This is a genomic window from Shewanella sp. BF02_Schw (assembly GCF_014596695.2).
Taxonomy (GTDB): Bacteria; Pseudomonadota; Gammaproteobacteria; order Enterobacterales; family Shewanellaceae; genus Shewanella.
This window is the reverse complement of the sequence record NZ_JABKAW020000002.1, coordinates 313,465-338,355: the sequence shown is the minus strand read 5'-3', so window position 1 is coordinate 338,355 and position 24,891 is coordinate 313,465. Positions and strand designations below refer to the sequence as shown.

General features: G+C 42.3%; 19 protein-coding genes and 1 pseudogene. 13 read left to right on the top strand and 7 right to left on the bottom strand.

Features of this window, described 5'->3' with window-relative positions; all coding sequences use genetic code 11:
• Positions 1–25 precede the first annotated feature (25 nt).
• A complete protein-coding gene (locus HNW13_RS09910; RefSeq protein WP_192115659.1) occupies positions 26–3,319 on the bottom strand; it encodes a winged helix-turn-helix domain-containing protein in 3,294 nt (1,097 codons plus the stop codon).
• A 204-nt stretch (positions 3,320–3,523) separates the two neighbouring features.
• Positions 3,524–4,489 carry a 2-dehydropantoate 2-reductase gene (locus HNW13_RS09905; RefSeq protein ID WP_192115662.1) on the bottom strand — a complete coding sequence of 322 codons (966 nt, stop codon included), beginning with the start codon at positions 4,487–4,489 and terminating at the stop codon, positions 3,524–3,526.
• 131 nt (positions 4,490–4,620) lie between these two features.
• Here HNW13_RS09905 and HNW13_RS09900 point away from each other — a divergent pair, with 131 nt between their 5' ends.
• Entirely contained in the window at positions 4,621–5,934 is a 1,314-nt protein-coding gene (locus tag HNW13_RS09900) for an amidohydrolase family protein (RefSeq protein WP_101085937.1), read from the top strand.
• A gap of 385 nt (positions 5,935–6,319) precedes the next feature.
• Positions 6,320–7,285 carry a GGDEF domain-containing protein gene (locus HNW13_RS09895; RefSeq protein ID WP_182744683.1) on the top strand — a complete coding sequence of 322 codons (966 nt, stop codon included), beginning with the start codon at positions 6,320–6,322 and terminating at the stop codon, positions 7,283–7,285.
• A 203-nt stretch (positions 7,286–7,488) separates the two neighbouring features.
• On the opposite strand, the gene HNW13_RS09890 is transcribed toward HNW13_RS09895, so the two are convergent.
• A complete protein-coding gene (locus tag HNW13_RS09890) occupies positions 7,489–7,935 on the bottom strand; it encodes a MarR family transcriptional regulator (protein WP_162022423.1) in 447 nt (148 codons plus the stop codon).
• A 205-nt stretch (positions 7,936–8,140) separates the two neighbouring features.
• Between HNW13_RS09890 and HNW13_RS09885 the strand changes: the two genes are divergently transcribed.
• From HNW13_RS09885 to HNW13_RS09870, 4 genes are all read left to right on the top strand, one after another.
• Positions 8,141–9,169 (top strand): NADP-dependent oxidoreductase, encoded by a 1,029-nt coding sequence (locus tag HNW13_RS09885; RefSeq protein ID WP_162022424.1) that lies wholly within the window; start codon positions 8,141–8,143, stop codon positions 9,167–9,169.
• A gap of 43 nt (positions 9,170–9,212) precedes the next feature.
• Positions 9,213–9,890, top strand: a complete 678-nt coding sequence (locus HNW13_RS09880; RefSeq protein WP_194956143.1) for a type 1 glutamine amidotransferase domain-containing protein — start codon at positions 9,213–9,215, stop codon at positions 9,888–9,890.
• 130 nt (positions 9,891–10,020) lie between these two features.
• Entirely contained in the window at positions 10,021–10,641 is a 621-nt protein-coding gene (locus HNW13_RS09875) for a glutathione S-transferase family protein (protein WP_182744684.1), read from the top strand.
• 223 nt (positions 10,642–10,864) lie between these two features.
• Positions 10,865–11,464 (top strand): hypothetical protein, encoded by a 600-nt coding sequence (locus HNW13_RS09870; protein ID WP_101085931.1) that lies wholly within the window; start codon positions 10,865–10,867, stop codon positions 11,462–11,464.
• Here HNW13_RS09870 and HNW13_RS09865 read toward each other — a convergent pair.
• Together HNW13_RS09865 and HNW13_RS09860 are read right to left on the bottom strand one after the other, a co-directional pair.
• Positions 11,454–12,286 (bottom strand): annotated as a pseudogene (locus HNW13_RS09865) (TIGR03899 family protein). The gene HNW13_RS09870 and the pseudogene HNW13_RS09865 sit on opposite strands and share 11 nt — an antisense overlap.
• Before the next feature lie 66 nt (positions 12,287–12,352).
• A complete protein-coding gene (locus HNW13_RS09860) occupies positions 12,353–13,576 on the bottom strand; it encodes an MFS transporter (RefSeq protein WP_192115664.1) in 1,224 nt (407 codons plus the stop codon).
• A 196-nt stretch (positions 13,577–13,772) separates the two neighbouring features.
• On the opposite strand from HNW13_RS09860, the gene HNW13_RS09855 reads away from it, so the two are divergent.
• From HNW13_RS09855 to HNW13_RS09835, 5 genes are all read left to right on the top strand, one after another.
• Complete coding sequence (locus HNW13_RS09855) at positions 13,773–15,176, top strand: hypothetical protein (RefSeq protein ID WP_192115667.1); 1,404 nt, start codon at positions 13,773–13,775, stop codon at positions 15,174–15,176.
• 55 nt (positions 15,177–15,231) lie between these two features.
• The gene (locus tag HNW13_RS09850) at positions 15,232–16,395 is read left to right on the top strand and encodes an imelysin family protein (protein WP_192115669.1); all 1,164 of its coding nucleotides are present in this window, start codon (positions 15,232–15,234) and stop codon (positions 16,393–16,395) included.
• A gap of 142 nt (positions 16,396–16,537) precedes the next feature.
• Entirely contained in the window at positions 16,538–18,166 is a 1,629-nt protein-coding gene (locus HNW13_RS09845) for a di-heme oxidoredictase family protein (RefSeq protein WP_162022429.1), read from the top strand.
• Between the two features lie 467 nt (positions 18,167–18,633).
• Positions 18,634–19,155 carry a menaquinone-dependent protoporphyrinogen IX dehydrogenase gene (hemG, locus tag HNW13_RS09840; RefSeq protein ID WP_192115671.1) on the top strand — a complete coding sequence of 174 codons (522 nt, stop codon included), beginning with the start codon at positions 18,634–18,636 and terminating at the stop codon, positions 19,153–19,155.
• Between the two features lie 3 nt (positions 19,156–19,158).
• The gene (locus HNW13_RS09835; RefSeq protein WP_192115673.1) at positions 19,159–19,674 is read left to right on the top strand and encodes a cytochrome b/b6 domain-containing protein; all 516 of its coding nucleotides are present in this window, start codon (positions 19,159–19,161) and stop codon (positions 19,672–19,674) included.
• A 77-nt stretch (positions 19,675–19,751) separates the two neighbouring features.
• Here HNW13_RS09835 and HNW13_RS09830 read toward each other — a convergent pair whose 3' ends face one another.
• Positions 19,752–20,639, bottom strand: a complete 888-nt coding sequence (locus HNW13_RS09830; protein WP_192115675.1) for a LysR family transcriptional regulator — start codon at positions 20,637–20,639, stop codon at positions 19,752–19,754.
• Between the two features lie 144 nt (positions 20,640–20,783).
• Between HNW13_RS09830 and HNW13_RS09825 the strand changes: the two genes are divergently transcribed.
• Together HNW13_RS09825 and HNW13_RS09820 are read left to right on the top strand one after the other, a co-directional pair.
• Positions 20,784–21,755: an aldo/keto reductase gene (locus HNW13_RS09825; RefSeq protein WP_192115677.1), complete on the top strand. Its 972-nt coding sequence runs from the start codon at positions 20,784–20,786 to the stop codon at positions 21,753–21,755.
• Positions 21,756–21,828: 73 nt separating this feature from the next.
• The gene (locus tag HNW13_RS09820) at positions 21,829–23,628 is read left to right on the top strand and encodes an alpha-amylase family glycosyl hydrolase (RefSeq protein WP_192115679.1); all 1,800 of its coding nucleotides are present in this window, start codon (positions 21,829–21,831) and stop codon (positions 23,626–23,628) included.
• A 57-nt stretch (positions 23,629–23,685) separates the two neighbouring features.
• On the opposite strand, the gene HNW13_RS09815 is transcribed toward HNW13_RS09820, so the two are convergent.
• The gene (locus tag HNW13_RS09815) at positions 23,686–24,342 is read right to left on the bottom strand and encodes a thiol:disulfide interchange protein DsbA/DsbL (protein ID WP_192115681.1); all 657 of its coding nucleotides are present in this window, start codon (positions 24,340–24,342) and stop codon (positions 23,686–23,688) included.
• Between the last annotated feature and the right edge of the window lie 549 nt (positions 24,343–24,891).

Sequence of the window (24,891 nt, the reverse complement as noted above, 5' to 3'; positions counted from 1 at the left end):
CCATACTTTGTTTAGGGTTTAGGGTTTAGGGTTTAGGGTTAAACTTATAATCTGTGATGGCCGATTGTTGTAGCTGTTGCACTAAGTCATCGTGTTGATCTAGCTCTCCTAGACAATCGAGGGCCTTCGCGTAGGGCATAGTAAATCTCGGTTCTTTATTTTTATCAATAATATCGGCCAATTGATTTTTAGTTTGCTGACATAGGGAGTTAACTTGCTTAGGTTGACCTAGGGATGTCAATAATGAAGCCGTTAACATATTGCTTTGGGCTAAACTCGCGACATAAAGTGAACTTTGGTTAAATTCAGTGATTAATTGCTTAAATGAGGTAATGGCTCGCTGTGCATATACTAAGCTTTCTGACAATAGTCCCTTAGAGGCCAAATAGTTGGCGGCAGCCAATTGATATGTTGCCCAAACCTCTATTTTTTGGGCTGATTTGTTTAAGGTAATATCTTTCTCGAGCATGGTTGCTAATGAGTCAAGACTCTGCCCCATAGTCTGTTCAATCGGCTCAGTACTATAAGCCAACATCTTTAGGTAGGCGTAATATTGCTGGATTTTCCAAACATCATTTTCAGGGTCTTGTTTAAGGGCATTGGTGATGGTCACTAAACTGAGTTGTGCTTTCTCAAAAGCTTGTTGCTGATGGTTTTGGTAGCTTAATAATCTAGCCAGTAACGCATAACTGCTTGATAATCGTTCCAGTAAGTAGGGCTGCTTTTCTAAGGAGTTATTGTTAAATTGTTGCTGAATTTGCTGATGGATTTTAATTGCCGTGCTGATATCACCTTGGTCACTGGCGGCACTGGCAAGCCATGAGCGAGTGTCTGCAATATCGGCTATTAGCTGGTTGTTGGTTTGGTCTTTATCCCACAGTTGTAGTTTAAGTTGTAATGATTGCTCAAATGCCTCACGGGCATCGGTAAAGTTTTGCTGCTTCATGTATATGGAGCCAAGAGAATTTTGCGCATAGGACAACTCCATTAGCGCATCGTTATCGTCTGGCGCGTATTGATACATGGTTTGGCTGTATGTTAAATACTGTTCGAACCAAGGCTGTGCCGCTGTCCAATCATTTTGATCGTATTCAAGCTGGCCGAGCCAAAAAGCATTGGCACCTAAGGTTTTGAGTAAACTGAGGTGTTGCGGTTGCATTTCGAGTAACGGCAGCATGCGCTCACGGGCGGCGATTAAGGCGCTGTGGGCCTCGTCGATATTGCCGCGAGAATAGGCCACTTCGCCCATGGCCTCTAAGGTTTGGCTGTGTTGAAAGCGCGCTTCAAAGCTTAAATAGCTGGCATCGTCGGCAGAAAAGTCGCTGAAATATTCCAATGCCTTGTTACTGATCCCATCGAGCAAGTCCATGCGGCCAATGCCGCGCATTTTGTCGGCGAACTCACCGACCATAAAACCAAGTAAGTTTTCTGCCGCAAGGCGTTTTTGTTGTGCCTGGGTTTCGGCCTCAATGCTGCGAATACTCATGGCGACCGAAATGAGTGTCAGTGCCACAAGGGCTAGCATGACTGCACGGCGGCGCCAGCGGCCGATGTTGGCTTGTTTGGTTGAGGCTTGAATGAGTGCCAGTTCTTGAGGCTCTAAACTAAACAATTGGTTATCGAGCAATGTGCTTGCTTCTACTAATGGTTTGCCTTCTGCCAGTAAATAAGCATTACTCTTTGACTCGGCCAGCCAGCGGTTAGATTGATGCTGTAAACGGCTTTTAATGGCTAAACTGTCCTTGTGCTCGGTTATCCATTGGGTGGCGCGGGGCCAGCGCCTTAATAGCGCTTCGTGAGCAATACTAAAGCAGGGTTGATCTTGTTGCAGATGCGAAACAAACAAACGGTTATCAACCATGGCTTTGACGAGGTTTATTTCGGCATCACTACTGAGATCGCTCCAGCGGGCGGTGCTGCTGGTGATTGATTTTTCATCTTCGGTTAGGGTGACTAACATCGACAGTATTTTAGGCAGTGCGGCGCGTTCGCTGTTGTTTAATTGGTTGAGCACTTCTTCGGCATTTTTACCGATGGCGCCTTCAATCCCCCCAAGCGAATGGTATACCGACACCAATAATTGGTTGTTGTCATCTTTGTGCAAATACAGTGATTGCAAGGTGTATTGCAACATGGGCAGAGCATCGGGGTTTGAGGCGGCTTCACTGCAAAGTATTTCGTCCAACGGCATTGCCGTATCGGGATCGAGTGTCCATGTGAGGTTAGCTGCATTGGCCGGCAAGCGGATCATTTGCATCAGCTCTGATCGGGTTGGCGCCGATAAATCGAAATGTGAGCCATTAGCTTTGCCTGCCATTAGGCTTGGGTGGCTAACAACCTGAGGGTAAAAGTCATTGCGGCAAGCACTAATTATTAATACTGCCCCTGAAACCGCAAGGGTTTCGAGGATATCTAATACATTGTTGCGTTCGGATTCGGTAAATAATGGCGACGCTAATAAGATTTCTAAACGGTCGATAAACAATGAAAAATGGGGCCGACTGTATTTTGGGGCATTGTCATCATTGATTGATGAGTATTTGGCTAAAGCTAGCTGACAATATTCAATAACGGCGTTGATGTCGTTTTGCAGTTTGTTTGCCAGCATATCGGCACTACAGTCGGTAAACACCGCTTGGTCTTTGATTTCCCAGTCGAGCATCGCACTGGCGATATCGATAATTAAGCGTCCTTTAGTGACATCGGCTAAATCTAGGTTAGCATTATCGATTACGCCAACCCCGTTAAAGCCATTTTTGGACATTAAATTAGGCATGATGCCGGCATTAATTAACGATGATTTACCTGTACCGCTGGGGCCGAGGATTAAGCAAAAGGCACGGCCAAATTCAACTTGTTTTGTGATGCGATTTAATAAAGTGTCAACTTGCTCACTTCGGCCAAAAAATACATTGGAGTCGTTGGTGTCAAATGCGCGTAAACCTGGAAACGGCGAGGCGCCTTGCCATTGTTGGGTAGTGACTTTGGCATGATGACCAATAGGGAATTCAACACTGGCGATGGTGCGATAACCGCGTTTGCGGATGGTTTCTATGTACTGCGGATTAGATGCTTGATCGCCTAATGCTTTACGCAGCTGGGTAATGACTTTATGCAGCGGATTATCGCCAATGGCGATGCTGTTCCAGCAGTGGTTAATAATATCGTCTGCTGCTAGCACTTCCCCTTGGTGTTGGCACAGTAAACGCAACACATCCATGGCTTTGGGTTCAAGACTGCGAATAACATCGCCAGACTGAATGCTATTGCTGTGTGGATTAATTTGCCAATCGCCAAAAAAGAAAGTGCTGTCGTTCATCTGTAATTAATTTCCGATTGGTTAATCGCGTTAAGTTATAAGCAATAAAGATTACGTCACGATGACTCTTATTGAGAGTCATCTTTAGGCGTACTACTTCTGCTTGTTTGATTGTATCGTGCGACTACGTCAATTGTATTTTTTTGCAATATTTTACAATAGATTTACTTTTTTCTCGACAACGATATCGCGTACGGCATTTGGTTAATGTCGTTGTTCTAGCTGCTTTATTTGTTCTACTATCGCTTGATTCTCCGGTGTTTTTATACCGTATTTTTTCCCAATGCTGACCACCGCGCCATTGATGTAATCGACTTCTGTTTTTCGTTTCGCTTGAATGTCTTCCCACATTGATGATCGTGCTTTGGGATCGATGTCGAGCATCTGTTTAGCGACCAGATTAAACAACCCATTTGGCAACGATAAAATGGTGGGTAACCAGGAGGGTTTAACCTTGGTGTATTGATGCAATGTAATGTTTGCCGCTTCGCATACTGCTAGCCATTCTTTCATTGCTTTGGCTAAAACTCGGCGATTTTTGTAGTCACTTAATTGCTGTTTAATCGGTAAATCGGTGACCGCATTTAATGCATTATTGAGATTTAATAATAATTTACCGTAAATCATTGGGGTAAAGTCTGCTTCAATGTCGCAACCAAATCCGTGGTTAACCAGTGCGGATTGAATTGCGATGGTATGAGGGTTTTCTTGTAAGGTAAACACACCCTCTGTGCCTTTATGAAATACGCCATTGGGCAGTTGCAGCACATTAAATGGCGTGATCCCTTGGAGTAAGCGGTAATGATCGAGCGAGTCTTTAATGCTGTCAAAACTGCCTAAGCCATTTTGCATAAATATAATGCTGCTGTTGTCGTGAGTAATCGCCATTAATTGATTGGCAATACTGCTAACTTGATGACATTTTAAGGTGACAAATACTACATCAAATTTGCCATTGATTGATGATTCTTGGTCGATATCGGTGATCAACGCTTGCGGCATAATCGTTTGTTTTAAGCCGTTATAATCGGTCAAGGTAATGCCGTTATTGGCAATGATTTTTTGCTTAATTGCTGGGCGACAAATTAAGCTGACTTGTAACCCCGAAATACATAACTGACCCGCTAAATAACAGCCTGTTGAACCCGCGCCAAAAATTGCAATATTCATTTTTTATTCATTCACTGTTTGTTAATGACGAAACGATTTTTCTAATACAATATTTTACTCTCTTGTAACATAACAGCATTTTTGGCAGTGTAGAAACTTAACCTCTTTCTCGTTATCAACAGTGAGCGTCTATGAATAATAATACTATTACCACCATCGCCTTAGCGGTGTTCGGATTAACGATGGCATCGACGGTGGTTGAGGCTGCCGATATTAACGTTATTTATGCTGGCACATTATTAACTACGCCAGGCGAGTCACCTTTAACTCAGCAAACTGTGGTGATAAAAGATGGGGTAATCACTTCTATCACTTCAGGTTATCAGTCTGCACCGGTGGTGGACGAGCATGACAATGTTGAGATGATTGATTTAAAAAATAGCTTTGTTATGCCTGGCATGATGGATATGCATGTTCATTTACAAGGCGAGTTAGGGCCGAATAATGATAGCGAAGCTTTGCGAATGTCGGATGCTGACGTGGCAATGCGCAGTGCTTATTTTGCTAAAAAGACCTTATTAGCAGGCTTTACTACGGTGCGAGACTTAGGCGCGAAACCGGAACAGATTTATGCCTTACGCGACGGCATTAATAAAGGCTGGATTGATGGCCCGAGAATTATTGCATCTGGTGGCGTGTCGGTTACCGGAGGCCATGGTGATGTTGACGGTATGAGTCCTGATTTACTTGATAAGTTTACCTCTAAAACCATTTGTGACGGACCTTATGATTGCCGCCGCGCGACTCGTCGGGCGATAAAGTTTGGCGCTGATGTGATTAAAATCACCTCTACCGGAGGAGTGTTATCGGACACTAATACGGGTACTGGCCAGCAAATGGATGATGATGAGCTTAAAGAGGTGATTGATACTGCGCATGCCTTAGGTCGTAAAGTGGCCAGCCATGCCCATGCTGCTCAAGGTATTAATGCAGCGTTGCGCGCCGGTGTCGACAGTATTGAACATGGCAGTTACGCCGATAAAGAAAGTATTAAATTAATGAAAAAAAGTGGCGCGTTTTTAGTGCCAACATTGTTGGCGGGCGACACGGTAGTGAAAATGGCCAATACCGCAGGGGCTGACTTTATGTCTCCTGCCATAAAAGCCAAGGCAATACGTGTTGGTGGCGACATGATGCAAAACTTTAGTGCGGCTTATAAAGCTGGGGTTAATATTGCTTATGGCACCGACAGTGGGGTGTCACATCATGGTGATAATGCTAAAGAAGCTGTATTGATGAGCAAAGCGGGTATGAGTAATGAGGATATTATAATCAGTGCGACGATTAATTCGGCAAAACTGATTGATATGTCAGATAAACTTGGCACTTTGGAGGTTGGCAAATATGCCGACATCATCGCAACGCATAAAAGTCCTCTTGAGCAAATTGAAGCGTTATTAGATGTGTCATTTGTGATGAAGAGCGGAGTTATTTATAAGCGTTAATGTTATTTATTATTGTAGGTCAATAGTATCGACAATAACTAACCTTAACGCTTGTTTTGTTTTGAGTTGAGGTTAGTTAGCAAAACAGTAGACAGTTTAATCACCGTTTATTAGCGGAAGCTAAGGTTAACTTGACTTGAGCCCCAATATTGTCGATTTCAACACGATAATCAGAATCTATATTGCGATATTTCAATAATATGCAACGCATTTCGGCGTTGAATCCAGGCATTCATTATTTGATTGTCACAATAGATCTTTTTATACTTGACCCTGTTTACTATACGGTATGGTTAACCGTAAGTAATAAGAGTATATTGTTGGATCTGCGTCATTAACATCATCAATGACGTATATGGATATAGATGGTAGCTAAGGAATGCTCATGTCGCTTGAAATCGTTGGATTATTGATTTTCATCTTATTGTTAATCATTGCTTTTTTGCTGTTTTTTAACCTAAACCGATACCGTCAGCAGCAAGCAAAAAAGATGATATTAGATACCTATGAGCTTATCCTTGATCAAGTTGATGCTTATATTTATTTAAAAGACACTCAATGCAAATATGTTTATGCGAATCAACTAACGCTTGACTACTTTGGTGTGACGCTTGAAAAGCTAAAGGGCACTTCCGATAGCGATTACTTTCCCGCGAATGTTGTAGATATTTTGCACGTGAATGACACTAAAGTGCTTAACTCGCAAAGTAAACTCTCTGACGATATTATTGTTGATACCCCAGCCTCGCTCATTGTATATCACGAAGTTAAACAACCCTTATATAACCATAAAGGCACATTAATTGGCCTCATCGGTATTTCTACCGATATTACCGCTGCTTATCATTTACGTTCAAAACTAGAGCGACTTGCTAATACCGATCCGTTAACGGGTTTGTTTAATCGTCGTTCATTTACGTCTTTTTGCGAACATGAGTTTTTTCGTGCTACTCGCTATTTTCAACCATTCTCGTTAATGATCATTGATATTGATTTATTCAAAAATGTGAATGATACCTATGGCCATTTAGTGGGTGATGAAGTGATTAAGCGCGTTGCCAATATATGCAATGAACATATTAGGGAGGCCGATGTATTGGCTCGAATTGGCGGTGAAGAGTTTGCTATTTTATTACCCGATACTGATATTGACTCTGCTTATATCTTGGCTGAACGGTTAAGAGAAGCTCAACAACAGTACGACGAACAAAAAGCTCCTTCGATAACCATTAGTATTGGCGTTGCAACCTTACGTTCTCAGGATAAAGCATTTTTAGAGATATTTAAGCGGGCAGATAAAGCGTTGTACTCATCAAAAAATATCGGTCGCAATAGTGTCAATGTCGCGTAATGGCAAGTGCTTGATAACCATTTCAGTCAGATGGCAAAGTGGGATTTCATCGCGTTTTATTCTCTTCAAACAATGCGGCGGCATCACGTAATCGTTTATAGACCTTAAAAATTGTTAATTTAAGTTGCGCGCAATTAGTTATCGTGATTATCATATAGCTAAGCAAAACAAATTAAACTCAAAATTTTGAGTCATTTTGTGCGTTAGAACTCAATATGACTAGGCAGTTTTAGCCTAAATTGATCCAGCTGTCGTTTTAGATCGGTGATTTCAGACATTTCGATACCGCATTGTTCAAGAATACATAGGTGGATTTGTTCTGCTTGGGGCTGCAGTTGATGACCTTTTTCAGTTAATTGCATGCACAAGGTCCGTTCATCTAAGGGCTCGCGAATGCGCTTTAGCAGGCCATCAGTTTCGAGACGTTTTATGACCGGTGTTAATGCACCCGATTGCTGCCCGAGTTTGCTGGCCAAGGTTTTTAAACTTAGACCATCTTGCTCCCAGAGGACTAACATCACCAAATATTGAGTGTAAGTTAGCCCAATAGAGTCTAGTAACGGTTTGTACAGTTGGGTAATAGCCAATGACGTTGAATAAACAGCAAAACACAACTGATTTTCGAGTAATAGATGTTTGTTTTTATTCATATCAATCGCTTAGCTCGCAAAGTTGTTGACCATATTTGAATTGATCAACTTAAGTAAAAAGATCGTATTATTTGGCCTCGGTTGTTTATTGTACCAGTGTTTAGTTGATATCAGTATTACAGCGGTAATCAACTTTTAGCAACCGAGGTCATATTGTCTTCTCAAGTACCACTTTATGGTGCTTATGTTATTTAAAGGACACAAGATGAACACTCAAAATCGTCGTATAGTACTTGCCAGCCGTCCACAAGGTGAGCCAGTGGCTAATAATTTCCGTTTAGAAACCGTCAACAAACCTGTACCAGCAGAAGGTGAGGTGTTATTGCGCGCGGTGTATTTATCGCTTGATCCTTACATGCGTGGCCGTATGAATGACGCCAAATCATATGCAGATCCAGTAGCAATTGACGATGTGATGGTGGGCGCTGCGGTATCACAAGTGGAAGAGTCTAATCATCCTGATTATAAAGTGGGTGAGTGGGTGTTAGCGTTTGGTGGTTGGCAAGATTATTTAGTCTCTAATGGTGAAGGACTGATGAAATTGGGCGATAACCCAAGCCATCCTTCTTATGCGTTGGGTATTATGGGCATGCCAGGCTTTACTGCGTATATGGGGCTATTAGACATTGGCGCGCCTAAAGCGGGCGAAACCGTTGTGGTTGCCGCAGCTACTGGGCCTGTTGGCGCAACGGTTGGCCAAATTGCTAAGTTGAAAGGCTGTCGAGTTGTTGGTATCGCCGGTGGCGCAGAAAAATGTCGCTACGCAAAAGAAGTATTAGGCTTTGATGAATGTATTGACCATAAAGCGGCTGATTTTGCGCAGCAACTGACAGCCCATTGTGATAACGGCATTGATGTGTATTTTGAAAACGTTGGCGGCAAGGTGTTTGATGCGGTAATGCCATTACTCAACACTGGTGCTCGAGTGCCAGTGTGTGGCTTAATTTCTCAGTACAACGCAACTTCATTACCCGAGGGACCTGATCGTTTGTCATTACTGATGGGCACATTGCTGGTTAAGCGCATTAAGATGCAAGGCTTTATTATTTTTGACGATTATGGCGACCGCTATCCAGAGTTTGCCAAAGATATGGGCCAATGGCTTGGTGAAGGTAAGATTCAATATCGTGAACAAATTGTCGATGGTCTTGAAAATATGACTACAGCCTTTATCGGGCTATTAAAAGGCGAAAACTTCGGCAAGGTTGTCATTAAAGTAAACAATCCTCTGTAATCTAAGTGATTACAACTAAACATACAGTATTTAAGGAATCACTATGAAAGTATTAATGGTATTAACTTCGCACGATAAATTAGGCGACACTGGCGAGAAAACCGGTTTTTGGTTAGAAGAATTAGCGGCTCCATACTACGCATTTACCGATAAAGGTGTTGAGGTAGTGCTAACATCTCCTAAAGGTGGTTTACCGCCATTGGATCCTACAAGTGATAAAGTTGATTTTCAAACTGACTCTACGCGTCGTTTTACAGCCGATACTAAAGCGCAAGCATTACTAGCCAATACACTCACATTGGCATCAATTGACGTAGCAGATTATGACGCGGTATTTTATCCAGGCGGTCATGGTCCATTATGGGATTTAACCAATGACAAAGACTCTATTGCATTAATTGAACAGTGCTACAAAACAGATAAACTTTTAGGTTTAGTATGTCATGCACCGGCTGCACTTAAGTACCCTAAAAAGCCAGACGGAACGCCACTCGTTGCCGGTAAAAATGTCACTGGTTTTACTAATGGTGAAGAAGAAGCTGTACAGTTAACTAACGTTGTACCGTTTTTAGTTGAAGATATGTTGCAGCAAAATGGCGCGACTTATTCTAAGGGTGACGACTGGCATCCATATGCAGTAGTTGACGGTAAACTAGTTACCGGTCAGAACCCTGCATCGTCTGAATTAGTGGCAGAGAAAATGTTAGCTTTACTAAGCTAATCTGCTGTTTAGTTTAGTGGTTACAGTTAACTGTAACTCGAAATAACAGAATACGTAGATTGATAGAAGCAAACCCAGTGAGTTGTTCATTGGGTTTATTTTTTATCACTAACAATACAAGGATGGCTTAATGATTAAACTACATCATTTAAATAAATCACGTTCAAAACGCATTATTTGGTTATTAGAAGAATTGGGAGTGGACTATGAGCTGGTTGCTTATCAGCGTGATACAACCACATTTTTAGCGCCAGAGTCGTTAAAAGCGGTTCATCCATTAGGTAAATCACCAGTATTAGAAGCGAGCGGTTATACCATTGCTGAGTCGGGCGCGATTACCGAGTATTTAATTCATACCTATGGCGCTGATAAACTGATGCCAGCACTCGGCACAGCAGATTATATCGATTACTTACAATGGATGCATTTTGCTGAAAGCTCAGCTGCTTTGCCACTATTGCTGAAAATTTTTGTTAAAATGGATGGCGCAGAAACCCGTTTTATCGGTGGATATGCCGATGCAGAAACGGCAAAAGTCATCAGCTATGTTAACGACCGCTTAGAAGATAAGTCATACCTAGTCGGTAACCGTCTTAGCGGTGCAGATATTATGATGTCGTTTATTGCAGAGCTTGTTGGCCAAAACGGTGAGTTTGACAAGTATCCTAATATTGCTAAGTACTATCAACAACTAATGAGCCATGCATCGTTTAAAAAAGCCATGCAAATAGAAGCTGAACACGATCGATAATGATTAGATTGTATCGGCACTAAAAAGACGAACTGAGTTCGTCTTTTTTCATTTAAGTGTGAGTACTGTTCATTCACATCAGCTTATCCTTTGTGATGTATTTTACGCTGTTCGGCAACTCTTGTGCATTATAAGTGGTGGTGTATTTTGGTTAAAGTTTGTTCGCTATCATACTAAGGTGTTAGTATAGGGGTCGTGTTAGTGTGTAAAAAAAGGCTAGATTATGTCGACTTTATCTGATGAAGAGCTCGCTTATTTTAGCGGTGTATTTTCGCCGGAAGATGACAGTACCGATAATGCTTTATCGAGACATTCATTAAGTGTTGCGACTGAAATACCGCAAGTGCTTGCTCATATTTTGGGGAATGCCAAATTAACCTTATTGGCAGAAATTAGTTATTACCGTTTATGGTTTCCATTAACCTTAAAGCAAGATGAGCTTGGGCAATTTTTGCCTGAGTTGGGTATTCCTGAAGTGATTGATATGCGCGGCGGTGAACGTAGCTGGCGGCTCAATAATGTCAAAAATATAAAAGTCATTGATAACGATACGGCTAAATTTGTTGAGGTACTCTCTTTATCGAGTTCAGGCATGACCATTAAAGTGCCGCAAGAACTTAACGATAAAGTGCCACGCTTAACACAGCTAATTTTACCTAATGGTGTGCACCTCGATATGGTGTTTGAACCGGTACGAACTGAAAATGGGGTAATGGCAGCAAAAATTAGTGCTGAAGGTGAATCCCGTGAAATACTGCGTCAATTTTTGTTTAGCGAACATAAGGCTAAGTATTCGCACCTTTACAAAAATATTAACCGCTAACCATAAAATCTTTGGCTAACATGGTTTTAACGGCATTGATAAATTCATCATCACTTTTTGCCTGAATTAATTGGCACAACTCATCACCTACAGTGGTAAATCGATAATACGTAAATAATAAGTGCTGATGCTTAGGTTTGAGCGACAAAGTGGCATTACACATAGTTAACTGAATATGTTCACTACTGCTTAATAGTCCGGTTTCAAACTCGCTTTTATGTAAAATTCCCGCATCGACTAAGGTAAGAATACTCGAATAAGGTAAGCCGAATTGGGACAGGCCGAAGTTAGTGTGAGTATGCTTACGAAAATATTGTTTCATCCCACCATTAATACGATAACTACTGAGTAATTTAAATCGGGGCTCGGTATTAATTTTAACTGACATGCCTAAGGCTTTTTCAAATATCAGTGCTTCTCGAAACGTCAGTTGCAGTAATACCGCTAAAGTTCTAAGGCTAAAGTTACCTGGATTAACGACTTCACTGGCTAAAATTCTGGCCCACAAATCCTGCATTTTACGGTTATGAATTTGTTCAGCCATTTGAAAAAATTGATAGCGCCAATCTGGATCTAATTCGACTCCTGTTACATCGGATGGGGTGTAATTGAGTGCTAAGGCAAAAATGCTTTCAAGGTTGGTCTGATGCTGGCTGAGTTGCTTGCGTTGACGGTGCTCAGCACGCTCGGCAACGGAGGCTGTTGAAGGGCGATAATCTTCCTCGCTGGCTAAGCCGATAATGCGCCCGAGTAATAAGGTTTTTTGCGTGCGGACACTTGAGTATTGTCATCTTGTGTTGCCGTCACATCAATATCAGTCATCATTAACTCCCTTTATGCATTACACTTTCGCCATGTTTGTATGGTATGACATCTGTGCTAAATCTTTTAGCGTTTTGTCATTAACGGTGACCATAAGGCTTCTTTACCAGGCTCCGGATGACGCGGCACATTGAATGCTAGTGCGAGTGAGCATACGGCAAACCCAGTGCCTATGAAGAATACTGCTTTAGGCGAACTGAGCCATAAAATGCCTAATAAAACAGGGATAATTACCGCGGCAATATGGTTAATGGTAAAGCTGACCGACATGGTTGAAGCAATATCTTGTTTATCGGCAATTTTTTGAAAATAGGTTTTCATCGCAATCGCCATAGCAAAAAGCAGGTGATCAATCACATACAATCCAGCCGCAATATTGGCATCGCTGACATAAGCGTAACTACTGAAAATAATCACTAAGCCAACGTATTCGATAATTAACGCGTTACGTTCACCCATTTTTCCAATAAAGCGACCAATGGTGGGGGCAAAGAGTAAGTTAACGACATAGTTAATTAAGAATAAAGCGGTGATTTCAGACACAGAATAGCCAAATTTTTCAACCATCATGAAGCCAGCAAACACCATAAAAATTTGCCTGCGCGCTCCAGAGAAAAAGGTTAGTAAGTAATAAAGCCAGTAGCGTTTTCTCAGTATTAAGTGTTTGTGTTGAATGGAGCCTATGGCAAAACGAGGAAAATACACTGCCATAATGAACACCATAACTAATCCACATCCGCCAATAATGCTATACATCCAGATGTAATCTAGACTCAGCCAGTTCATTATTAACCAAATTGACCCATAGCCGACAAGTGCTGCAGCGGAGCGCCACGCTAACGCTTTGCCCATAAAGCCAGGTGCATCGGCTTTATCTACCCACTGTAACGTAAGCGATTGATTTATTGTCTCAAAATAATGAAATCCAATCGACATGAGTATCGTTGTTAAATACAACCCGATGACATCAGGAAACCAGCCGGTAATTCCCACTCCAATGCACAATAGTGCCAAGGATGATAAGGCAAAAGTTTGCTCTTTGATCAGCAGCAATACAAACACCGCGGTAAAAGCTAAAAATCCAGGTACCTCTCTTAAACTCTGCAGTAATCCAATCTCAGCGCCAGTGAATGCGGCGCGTTCAATAACAAAGTTATTTAACAAAGCCTGCCAAACTGCAAACACCATGGACATTACAAAGGTCATCCATAGCAGCAAATGTTGTGGATTAGTGCGCTCAATACGGGCCGATTTACCACTAAAGAGGGCAGTATTACTGATGTTTGACATTGAAAGTACTCGGTTTATAGGAGGTTTTTTGATTGTTGTTTTCCATAGTGACATAAAACAGTTTGTTAAGTGAAATGTAATTTAGTGTAAATAAAATTGCTAATCTTAATGTAAATTATAATGCGAATGGTTATCGTTTGATGTATGGTTGTTGCGTTTTTTGAGGGAGTATTAACGTGACGTGTCGGAGAAACAGATGAATAAAAAGTTAACCTTGTTGGCAGTATCTGTGGCAAGTGTATTGGGTTTGAGTGGGATGCCTAATGCTCAAGCTGCAACGAATACCGAAACATTAGCCAAAGCCATTGCCAAGCAAGAAGCTGAAATTACGATATTGAAACAGCAGCTTGCTACATTAGCAGCCGAACAAAAACAACAACAGCAGCAAAACAAACAAGTGGCGACTCAAGTTGACACTGTGGTGCAACAGGCCACTAAAGCGCAAGACCGATTGAGCCGTTTTAGCTTTAACTCATATGGCAGCGCTGTTTACACCAGTGATGAATATTTCGATAACGTACAAGATACATCCGCAGAGCGACGTAGTCGTACTGATTTAGAGCGGATTGTGACCGAGTTTGGTTATCAGTTCACTGATGATTGGAGTATGGAAGTTGAAATTGAATATGAGCATGGTGGCACTGGCACCTCACTAGAATATGACGGCTTTGATGAATTTGGTGAGTTTGAATCCGAAGTTGAAGCGGGTGGCGAAGTGGTGGTTGAAAAAGCGGAAATTCGTTACCGTCCATCAAAAGCCTTTGGGGTGAAATTCGGTAACATTCACTTGCCTATTGGCTTATCGAGCATGTTACACAAACCTAATCAATATCTTACAGTGCAACGTCACAAGAGTGAAGCTGCGATGATGCCAACCGTTTGGAACGAAAATGGTATTGGTGTTTACGGAGAGGTTGCCGATTTTCATTATCAGGCACAAGTTGTCAGTGGGTTAAACTCTGAGTATTTTCGCACTTATGATTGGGTGGCATCAGGCCATCAAAAACGCTTTGAAGAGGTGAATGCTGACGACTTGGCATTTGCTGGCCGTATTGATTATGGCAATTTCAAAACCGGCAGTGCAGTCGGCGTGGCTTATTACTACGGTAATACCAGTGGTAATCGCCATAAGAGTAACAAACTCGATGTTGATGGTGCTCTTAGCATTGTGTCTGTTGCCGGAGCCTTTGTTGAAGGTCCATGGATCCTCCGCGGTCAATATTTATATGGCTCGTTAGACAATGCTGACGCTATTACCCAGGCTAATAAAACCACCCCAGGTTTACGTCCAGGTAATTTTGCCCAACTGGGTTCAGAGTCGCAGTCGTTCTTTGTTGAGGCGGGCGTCAAACTTGATGAATGGTTTGATATTCCGATGACCGTGTTTGCCAATATCGATTATTCCAATCCACTTATGGCCGTTGAAACGGGCACCGCAACCAAGCGTTATGAAAATACTTGGAGCAGTGTGGGTATTAACTATTTCCCGATACCTGAAATTGTGATTAAAGCCGAAGGTGGTCTTCATCAAGTGGCTGTTGCCAGTATTCCTGACACCAATTTCTTTGCTTTAGGTGTGGGATATCAGTTCTCGCTATAAGCGAATTTAATTTTTTGACCTGTTTTTTGACTTATTTTTTACATGGAGTTTTATTATGCGTTTTAACTACACTGCAATCTCACTAGCACTAGTGGCAACATTATCCGCGTGTGGCGGTTCAGGCTCGGATGACACTAGCACCCCGACAACCCCAACTACACCACCAACCGGTTTTAGTTTTGTCGCGACAGAAATGATCACTAACTTAACCGATGATGTGATTGTGGCTGGTTATGCTGATTTAGCGGCTAAAGGTGATGCCTTATTATTGGCAACCCAAACCTTACTTACTTCAACGGTACAAGCCGATTTAGTGGCAGCACAAAATGCGTGGAAGTCGGCTCGTCAACCTTGGGAACAAGGGGAGTCGCATATCTTTGGCCCAGTCGACTCATTGAGTATCGATCCGCATTTAGACAGCTGGCCGTTAAACACAACTGACTTACAAACCCAGTTAGCCAACAGTAATGGTTTTGATGCCGACACCATTAAAGGTTGGAATGATGACGTTCAAGGTTTCCATACCATGGAATATCTGTTGTTTGGCGATGGTGTTAACAGCAACACAAAGTTGATTGCAGATCTTAGCACCAAAGAACGTGAGTATTTAATCGCCTTAGCGGAAGTGTTCCGCGATTACACCGCGCAATTAGACGATGCTTGGCAAGTGAGCCATAACCCACAAGATACTAACGCCAAACCTTATGCCGAGTTGCTTAAAACTCCTGGCGATGCCACTAACACTATTTACTCTTCTCAGTTGGCGGTTATTGAAGAATTGATCAACGGCATGATTGGTATTGTCGATGAAGTGGGTAACGGTAAAATTGCCGATCCATTCGGAGAGTCATTAACCACGGCAGACACCTCTAAGGTGGAGTCGCAGTATTCGTGGAACTCACTAACCGACTTTTCAAATAACATCATTGGTGTACGTAACGTTTATCAAGGTGAGTTTACGGGTGGTGCGGATAAGCAAGGTTTAATTGATTTTGTAACAGCAGCTGATGCGACTTTAGCTACGCGTGTCGCCAGCGAAATTGATGATGCTATTTTAAAAATTCAAGCCATTTCGGGTAGCACTAGCATGCCGTTCCGCCAAGCGATTCTCGATGCTGATGGCCGAGCTAGAACCCAAGTCGCCGTGGATGCATTAACAAAGTTACAAACGACGCTGCAGTCCGATGTGCTGCCTTTATTATCTGATTGGAACTCATAATTTAGCTGTTACCGTCTCAATAAGGCCATGGAACGACCTTATTGAGAGGGTAAGTGTGACCAAAAAAATAGAGACTCAACTCATAACAAGGTCGCATTACTGCTACATAAACTCAATTTTAGTGTGAATGTGTGAGACAAAGATGAACAAATTATTACGACAACCTTATTGGTTTGTAGCATTACTGGGGCTTAGCCTAAGTGCTTGTGGTGGCAGCGGCGATGATGAAATCTCGCCAGACCCCATTGATCCGGTAGTGACTTATCCTAGCTATACCTCAATTGTTGCTTTAGGCGGTGACACCACAACATTCGATGCCAGTAACTCTGGCCATGGTTTTTCAACGCCATCGTTAAATTTAACGGCAGATGAACTCGCATTACATTTACAAGGTGATACCAACTTTGAAGTTTCGTTTACTACAGCGCCGAATGATCAACACCCTGAGCTTGATGGTTTAGGCCCTGTATTTAATAATGCTGACTGTAATTCTTGCCATCAACGCGACGGTCGAAATTCCACTCCCTTTTTGGCCGCAGATGAAACTCGGGTAAAACTGGGTTCGGCAGCGGGTATTTTCTTACGTATCAGTAAAGCTCCCGCTGAGCCTTGTAGTGTAGGAACTGCAGATAATAATTACTGTGCGCCGATTAAAGTGCCAGATTTTGGTGACCAGCTATTTCATCGCGGAGTGTTAAAAGCGCGCCCAGATTGGCAAGACAATGCATTTGTTGGTCAAGCAGATGTGTATTTGTCTTATGAGCGGCATGATGAAGTGTATGCCGATGGACGTACCATTAGTTTGAAGAAGCCTATTTTCGCGGTCGAAAATCCATATGATGCACCTGGCGAAACCAAACAAAGTGCCAATGTAACTTCAAATCTATTACAAGATGATGTGTTAATGGGTTGGCGTAACGGCATGCCTGTGTTTGGTTTAGGGTTGCTAGAAGCAATACCTGAGGCAAGCATTCTCGCCAATGTTGATGCTGATGACAGCAATAAAGATGATATTTCTGGACGGGCTAATTGGGTATTTGATGCCATAAAAGCACAAAATGGTGACAGTACACCCGTGTCTTTAGGTCGCTTTGGTTGGAAAGCCAACACTCCAAGTGTGCGAGTACAATCGTTAGGTGCATTACGTGGTGATATTGGTATTACTAATCCGTTATTTCCTGATGAAAGCATTGTTGGCACTAGTTTACATGATTCATATTTAACACGAACGGGATTTGTTGATACTGGTGAAGATGTTAACGGTGCGCCTGAGGCCAGTGCAGAGTTCAGTGATTCAGTGGTGTTTTATGCCGAAACTTTAGCGGTGCCAGCAAGACGTAACGTTGATAAAACGGCAGTGCGCGAAGGCGCTAGGTTATTTGAGCAACTTAATTGCAGCAGTTGTCATACGCCGTCGTTTGTGACCAAAACCTCAGGTGATATTGGCGGATTACCGATGAGCGACAGCTTAAAAGGCCAAACTATTTATCCCTTTAGTGACCTGTTGTTGCACGATATGGGTGAAGGACTGGCAGATGGTCGTCCAGACTTTTTAGCCGACGGTAATGAATGGCGTACTCGACCATTGTGGGGCATAGGCTTAACTCAAACGGTTAATCCCCAAGCCGGATTTTTACATGACGGCCGTGCAGCAACCTTGGAAGAAGCCATTTTGTGGCATGACGGAGAATCTAAAACGTCTAAACAAGACTTTATGGCCTTAACGCAAGCAGAGCGTGATCAAGTTATCGCCTTTTTACAGTCGTTATAAATTGCTGTAGAGCTCAAATACCTTAGGGTCTGTAGATCTTTCAAGGTTTTTTTGCAGCGAATTGTTGGTCATTACTTAAACATGAGCTACAAGGCAGAGGCTTTGTAGTGTAGTTATTCTACATTAAGAGCTGATAACGCAGTAGAAATGACCAACAAACGCTGCCCGAAGGGTTCGGCTAAAAACGTTTTACTCTTTGTTGAGCGAATTTTGCTTAGATTGCTAGGCAGCAATCCACTCGCCTCGATTAAAATGTTTTTATCTCGAACAAAATTTAACCAACAAAGTTCAGCAGACCCTAGACATTTATGCCTAGGGTATTTTTTTGCGCGGCAGTTCACATTGCATTACGGTAGTTCATATTGAGGTAATTGTGGATGATGATGACGTGATCTGTTTCATGTAAATTTTCGCGCCAGTGGTCTAAGATACTGTATTACTTTTAAATGATTTCATTCGAGGTCAGCATGAGCCAAATTTTACTGATCCATTCAAGTGTCCATGGTTACACTCAAAAAATATGTGAATATTTACAGCGACAACTGGTTGAGCAAGGCGAGCTGGTCACGGTCGCATCCTTAGCGGAAGCTCCCGATTTAGCCCTATTTGATAAAGTGTACATTGGCGCCAGTATTCGTCATGGCAAACATCGCCCAGCCCTGTATCAATTTATTGAAGATCATCGTGCGGAATTGGACAGCAAACCCAGTGGTTTTTTCTCGGTGAGTTTAGTGGCGCGCAAACCCAATAAAAACACGCCGAAAACTAACAGCTATATGCAACAGTTTTTAAGTCAAAGCCCTTGGCAGCCAAGGTTATTACAGGTGTTTGGCGGTAATTTAGATTACCAAGGTTATGGTGCCATGGACCGGAATATTATTCGGTTTATTATGTGGCTAACCAAAGGGCCGACAGACCCTAATACCAAAGTTGAGTTTACCGATTGGCAAAAAGTTGATGAGTTTGCTCAGCAAATAATAGAGGCATAATTAATGGTACTAAAGCCGTTATGGCAGCGTATTGAAGCAGTATTGCATCCATTGATGATATTGATGTCGTTGTTATTAATTTGCACCAGCCCATGGATATTAATTGGACGTCAATTAAGTCCTCGCGCCAGTGTTTGGGATGTATTTCATGTTTATGGTGGCTTGTTTACCACATTGTTAGCATTGATGTTTACTTATAAAGTGTGTGCGGCCGGGCAGTGGCGGCAGTTTTTTCCTTGGCTTACCTTTGAGTTAACGCCATTGCTTGCAGATGTGCGAGGGTTAGTGCACGGTCAATTGCCACATTCTGGTGGTAAAGGTTTAATCAGTGTCATTGAAGGCATTGGGGTTATTTTGTTACTGCTGGTGGTGTGTAGCGGAGCCGGTTGGTACATAGCAGATCCTAGTAATGCTTTAGCATGGCGCGGTTATCATATTGTGTTTGCTAAGGGTTTTATTGGCTTTATTGTGGTTCATTGTTTATTGGCTCTTTTACATCTTCGCGATTTTTTTAATTAACTGTGCCTGAGTCGCTGGCAAACCGGCATTGTCATCAGCATTGTCACCAGAAGAATGGCTTAGTTCAAATCGACTCATTATTGGGTATTCAATTGCTGAAACCAATTTAACGTAAACTGAATAAAATTGCTTAGCCTTGCGGATTGTTGTACCAACTGTGGGTGAATTAAATAAGTGGTCGATGCGTTCATGGTTTCTGTGGTTAAGATGGGTTGTAATGTGCCTGCTTGTATTTCTTTATCGACTAAATACTCTGGCCCGACAATAATTCCTCGACCCAATAATGCCAGCTGTTTAAGCATATGATTATCGTTAACACTCAAGCAGCTATTGATTAAAATCGGCTGAGCATTGAAGGTCCAGTGAGTTTGTTCTGTTGCTGTTAGGCATAGGTGATGTTGCAAATCCTCAATCGAATCAGGTGTCCCATGTTGTTGAAGATACGCTGGGGCCGCACAACAGATTTGCTGATAATCAAATAGCTTTTTAGCGACCATGTTTTGCGGTGGTGTTGCGGTAGCCCTAAATGCGAGATCAAAATCGTTACGGGTTAAGTCGTGCAGGGTATAGCTGCAATCAATACTAAAATGTACCTGCGGATGCAATTGCGTAAACTCATGGCAAATATTAAGCAAATGGCGTTGAGTGAGTTGGCTGGGCGCTGTAATGCGGATCCGCCCTGAGATATCGTCGTTGTCGTGACGAATTCTTTTGTCTAGCATGAGTAAGTCGGCTTTCACTTGTCCCATGCTCGATAAAATCATCTCACCTTGAGGGGTTAGCCTTACACTGCGTGTTGTACGTATGAGTAATGGTCGGCCTACTTCTTTTTCGAGCTGCCTAATCTGTTCAGATAAATATCCTCTCGATATCCCTAACGAGGCCGCCGCTTCGGTAAAGCTAAGTTGTTTGGCGACTTCGCTGAATAAGAATAATCGCTCAAATTTTTTGTGTTCACGGCTCATGATTATCACCATCAATAATATTTTATAGAGAACTGTAATCTGTTATTGGTAGATATACCAAATAATGATTTTGGTTTTTACGGTTCATTTTTATGCAGGATCCAATACACTCATATTCATTACCATTATAAAAAGAGCATCAATATGACGGGTTTACCCTTAACTGAATTTTTACCCAACGTTAGCCCTATTGTTTATGGCTGTATGGGACTGGGTGGCGGTTGGAATAATAATGCGATTACTCAAGCGGATATTCAGCAAGCCCATAAGGTCATTGATACTGCGCTGGATAACCAAATAAACTATTTTGATCACGCAGACATTTATACTTTTGGCAAAGCAGAGTCCGTTTTTGGCAAGATATTAGCTCAGCGCCCTGAGTTGCGTGAAAAAATATACCTGCAAACCAAGTGCGGTATTCGATTTGAAGACAGCAAGGGCCCTAAGCGTTACGACTTATCAGCAGAGTGGATTAAGTATTCTGTTGATAACAGCCTCAAGCAACTCAATGCCGAATACCTTGATGTATTAGTGCTTCATCGCCCAGACCCGTTAATGCGACCAGCAGAAATTGCCGAAACGTTTCAACAGCTAAAGTCTGCTGGTAAGGTACGTTTTCTGGGTGTTTCGAATATGCAGCAACATCAAATTAGCGCGCTGCAGCGTATGCTTGGTGAGCCATTAGTGGTAAACCAAATTGAAATGAGTTTGCAAAAACACGCATGGGTAGACGAAACCATTTATGCGGGTAATCAAGACGGCAAAGACATCAACTTTACCCCTGGTACGTTAGAGTACTGCAATCAACATAATATACAACTTCAGGCGTGGGGCAGCTTATGTCAAGGGATTTACAGTGGCATAGCAACAGCGGAGCAGTCGACAGCCGTGCAGCAAACCAGCCAGCTTGTTGCTACGTTAGCCGCTGAATACCACACCAGCCCAGAAGCCGTGTTATTAAGTTGGTTAATGCAGCATCCTAGCCAAATTCAACCTGTTATTGGCACCACCAACCTTGAGCGTATTAAGGCTTGTGCAAAAGCCACTAACGTCTCGTTAAGTCGCGAGCACTGGTATGCATTGTATGTCAGCGCTAAAGGACATGAGTTACCTTAATCATCACTACAGCATGTTTGAGCAATACCCGAGCATTTCTCGATGCCATTAAATTAAAGGATTCTAAGACAATATGAGCAAGACAACATGGGCACTATTGAGTGCAGCATTGGTGTTAAGTGGATGTCAGCAAGCAGAAACAGAAGTGGTCGCGTCGGCGGTTCAGCCTTTGCCACAACCAAGCGTACAAGCTGATATATACCAAGATTACTTACATCGTGATGTTCGGGACGATATTTTCTATTTTGTATTACCAGACCGTTTTTATAACGGCGATAGCAGTAATGATAACGGCTCAATCTCTAAACCAATTTCAGCGGGTGGTTTTGATACTAGCAGCAGTCGCGGTTTTCATGGCGGTGATATTTTAGGCATTGAACAAAAGTTAGATTATCTCCAAAACCTTGGTATTACCGCGATTTGGATGACGCCATTATTGCGAAATAAGGCCATTCAATCAGATGGCATTGCGCATCATGGTTATTGGATTGTCGACTTTACCGAAATAGACCCGCATTTTGGATCTAACGCAGACTTAAAACAGCTAATAGACTCGGCACATCAACGCGGTATAAAAGTCTTTTTTGATATTATTACTAACCACACGGCCGATGTCATCAAGTACCAAGAGTGTCATCAAGCGTCGGGAGAGTTTATTGCGCCGCAAACCCATTGCGAATACAAGTCGTTAGCTCAAGTTGAAAAGGGCGACAGTTACACGCCGTTTGTGCCGCAAGATCAAGCGAGTGTAAAAGTGCCTGATTGGTTAAATGACCCGCGTTTTTATCACAACCAAGGTGATAGCACATTCAAAGGTGAGAGCTCATTAAATGGCGACTTTAGTGGCTTAGATGATCTTAATACCGCAGATCCTCAAGTGGTATCTGGCATGGTTGATATTTACCAAAATCTGATTAAAGAATTTAAGCCAGATGGATTTAGGATCGACACGGTTAAACATGTGGACTTGTCATTTTGGCAAACGTTTAGCCCTGAAATCGTTAACTTTGCCAAGGCGCAAGGCATTCCTCAGTTTCATGTGTTTGGTGAAGTGTACGATACCAACCCTAACAACCTCAGCGTTTTTACTACCCAAGGCAAGTTACCTTCGGTATTGGACTTTGCGTTTCAACAAACTGCGGCAGATATTTTTTATCGCGGCAAGAGTCCTGTATTAGCCCAGCAATTATTTGCCCAAGATTCGTTATATCAAGATGACGACAGCCAGGCTGATTTATTGATGACTTTTTTAGGTAATCATGACATGGGCCGCACTGGCTATTTCGTCAATCAAGCCAATCCTGATGTAAGCTCAGCCGATAAACTGCAACGCAGTATTTTGTCGCATGCGTTTATGTTTTTATCTCGCGGTATTCCAGTGATTTATTATGGTGATGAGCAAGGGTTTACGGGCGATGGCAATGACATTGACGCACGAGAGGATATGTTTGCATCTCACGTTGCTAGCTACAATGACAATATTTTACTGGGCACGAACGCGACGACCGCAGATGATAACTTTGACCCTAAACACCCTTTGTATCAAGCAATAGCGCAACTGAGTGAACTGCGTAAGCAATATCCTATTTTGCGTCGTGGTCAATATCAAGACCGCTTTTATCAAGCAGACAAAGACATGTTTGCATTTGCTCGGGTAGACCCTGAAACAGGGGCAGAGTTTTTGATGGTGTTTAATAGCGGTGAGCAAGCGCAGACGATTAATGTCACCCAAGAGGGCAAGCGTTATCGCTTAATGACCACATGGCCAGATGTTGTAGTGCCACCAATTGAAGATGCCGCACAGGCCGTATCAGCAGAGTTAACGGTGACCTTACCGCGATTAAGTTATGCAATTTATACCACAGCGAGTTAAGCAATAGAGATAAAAAAATGGCTATCCATTGGATAGCCATTTTTGTATTGGTTAGCACTACTGCTTTAATGCTAAGTAGTTAATGACCTCAATGATATCGTCCAAACTGCGCATTTCATTTAAATTGATAGCGTATTTATCGTTAACAATAAATGCCGGTACACTTTGTACTGCATACGACACTTGCTGTTGACGCCACATGGTTAACTTTTTATTGGTGTCTGCACTGTTTGCTACCGTGTCATATTGCTCTGCATCGACACCAAACTGAGCAAAAACATTTTTAATATCATCACGGTTATTAATTTGTGATTGGTGTTCATGTCCAGCTGCAGCGTGGTCGTGACCGCCGGTATTATCTTTGCCTTGGATCGCGCCAAACATGGCTATTTTTAACGCTTCTTTATTATCTAGTTCATGAATAACCGCTAATGCGCGCATGACTTCAGTGCCCAAATCGCTATTCATAAAGTCGACATGTTTACTGTCGAAAGCGATTTTTTTGTCTAAACCGGCCTTGATTTCAGGCAAGTACTGGCTTTCCATATTGAAACAGTTATGGCAATAGAACGAGAAGAATTCAGTGACTTTAGGTTCACTTGGAACCATGTTGTTAGAAATCTGGGTATAGTGCTTACCCTCAACAAATGGCGTAGCAAATGTGCTAAACGAGGCTGTGATGAGCGTTAGTACTATGGCAAAATATTTAATCATGTAAACCTCAAATCTATGTTAATAGCTAATCACTGTTAGTAGTAAATCAGTGTTAATAACGAATTAATGGTAGTAGTAAATCAATATTAGTAGCAAATAGTCACTAGGGTTCGATTAATCTACTTTAGCTAAATAGGGTAAGTTTGTTAGCTGAATTATGGCTTAAATCATCAATCAAAAAGACGCTAATTTCGTGATCGATGCGTGCTTTATGAGGATAATCCTTTAATAAAGTTCAGATATTGCTGTGAGGTTAATGATCTGTGCCAATGTCACTATTGCGTGGTCATGAGCGGTTCATTGTTGTTGGGTTATATGGCAAGGCCGATATGGCATGCTGAATTAGCAGGGATAATATAGAAGGATGAATGTAGAACAGTAATCTAAATGCTGACAACGATAATGGCTGTGGATGAAGAGTGGTCATAAGCGGTTCATTGTTGTTGGGTTATGTGGCAAGGCCGATATGGCATGCTGAATTAGCAGGGCTGATGTGGAAGGATGAATGTAGAACAGTCACACTGAATATTTTAGTGCTGACAACGATAA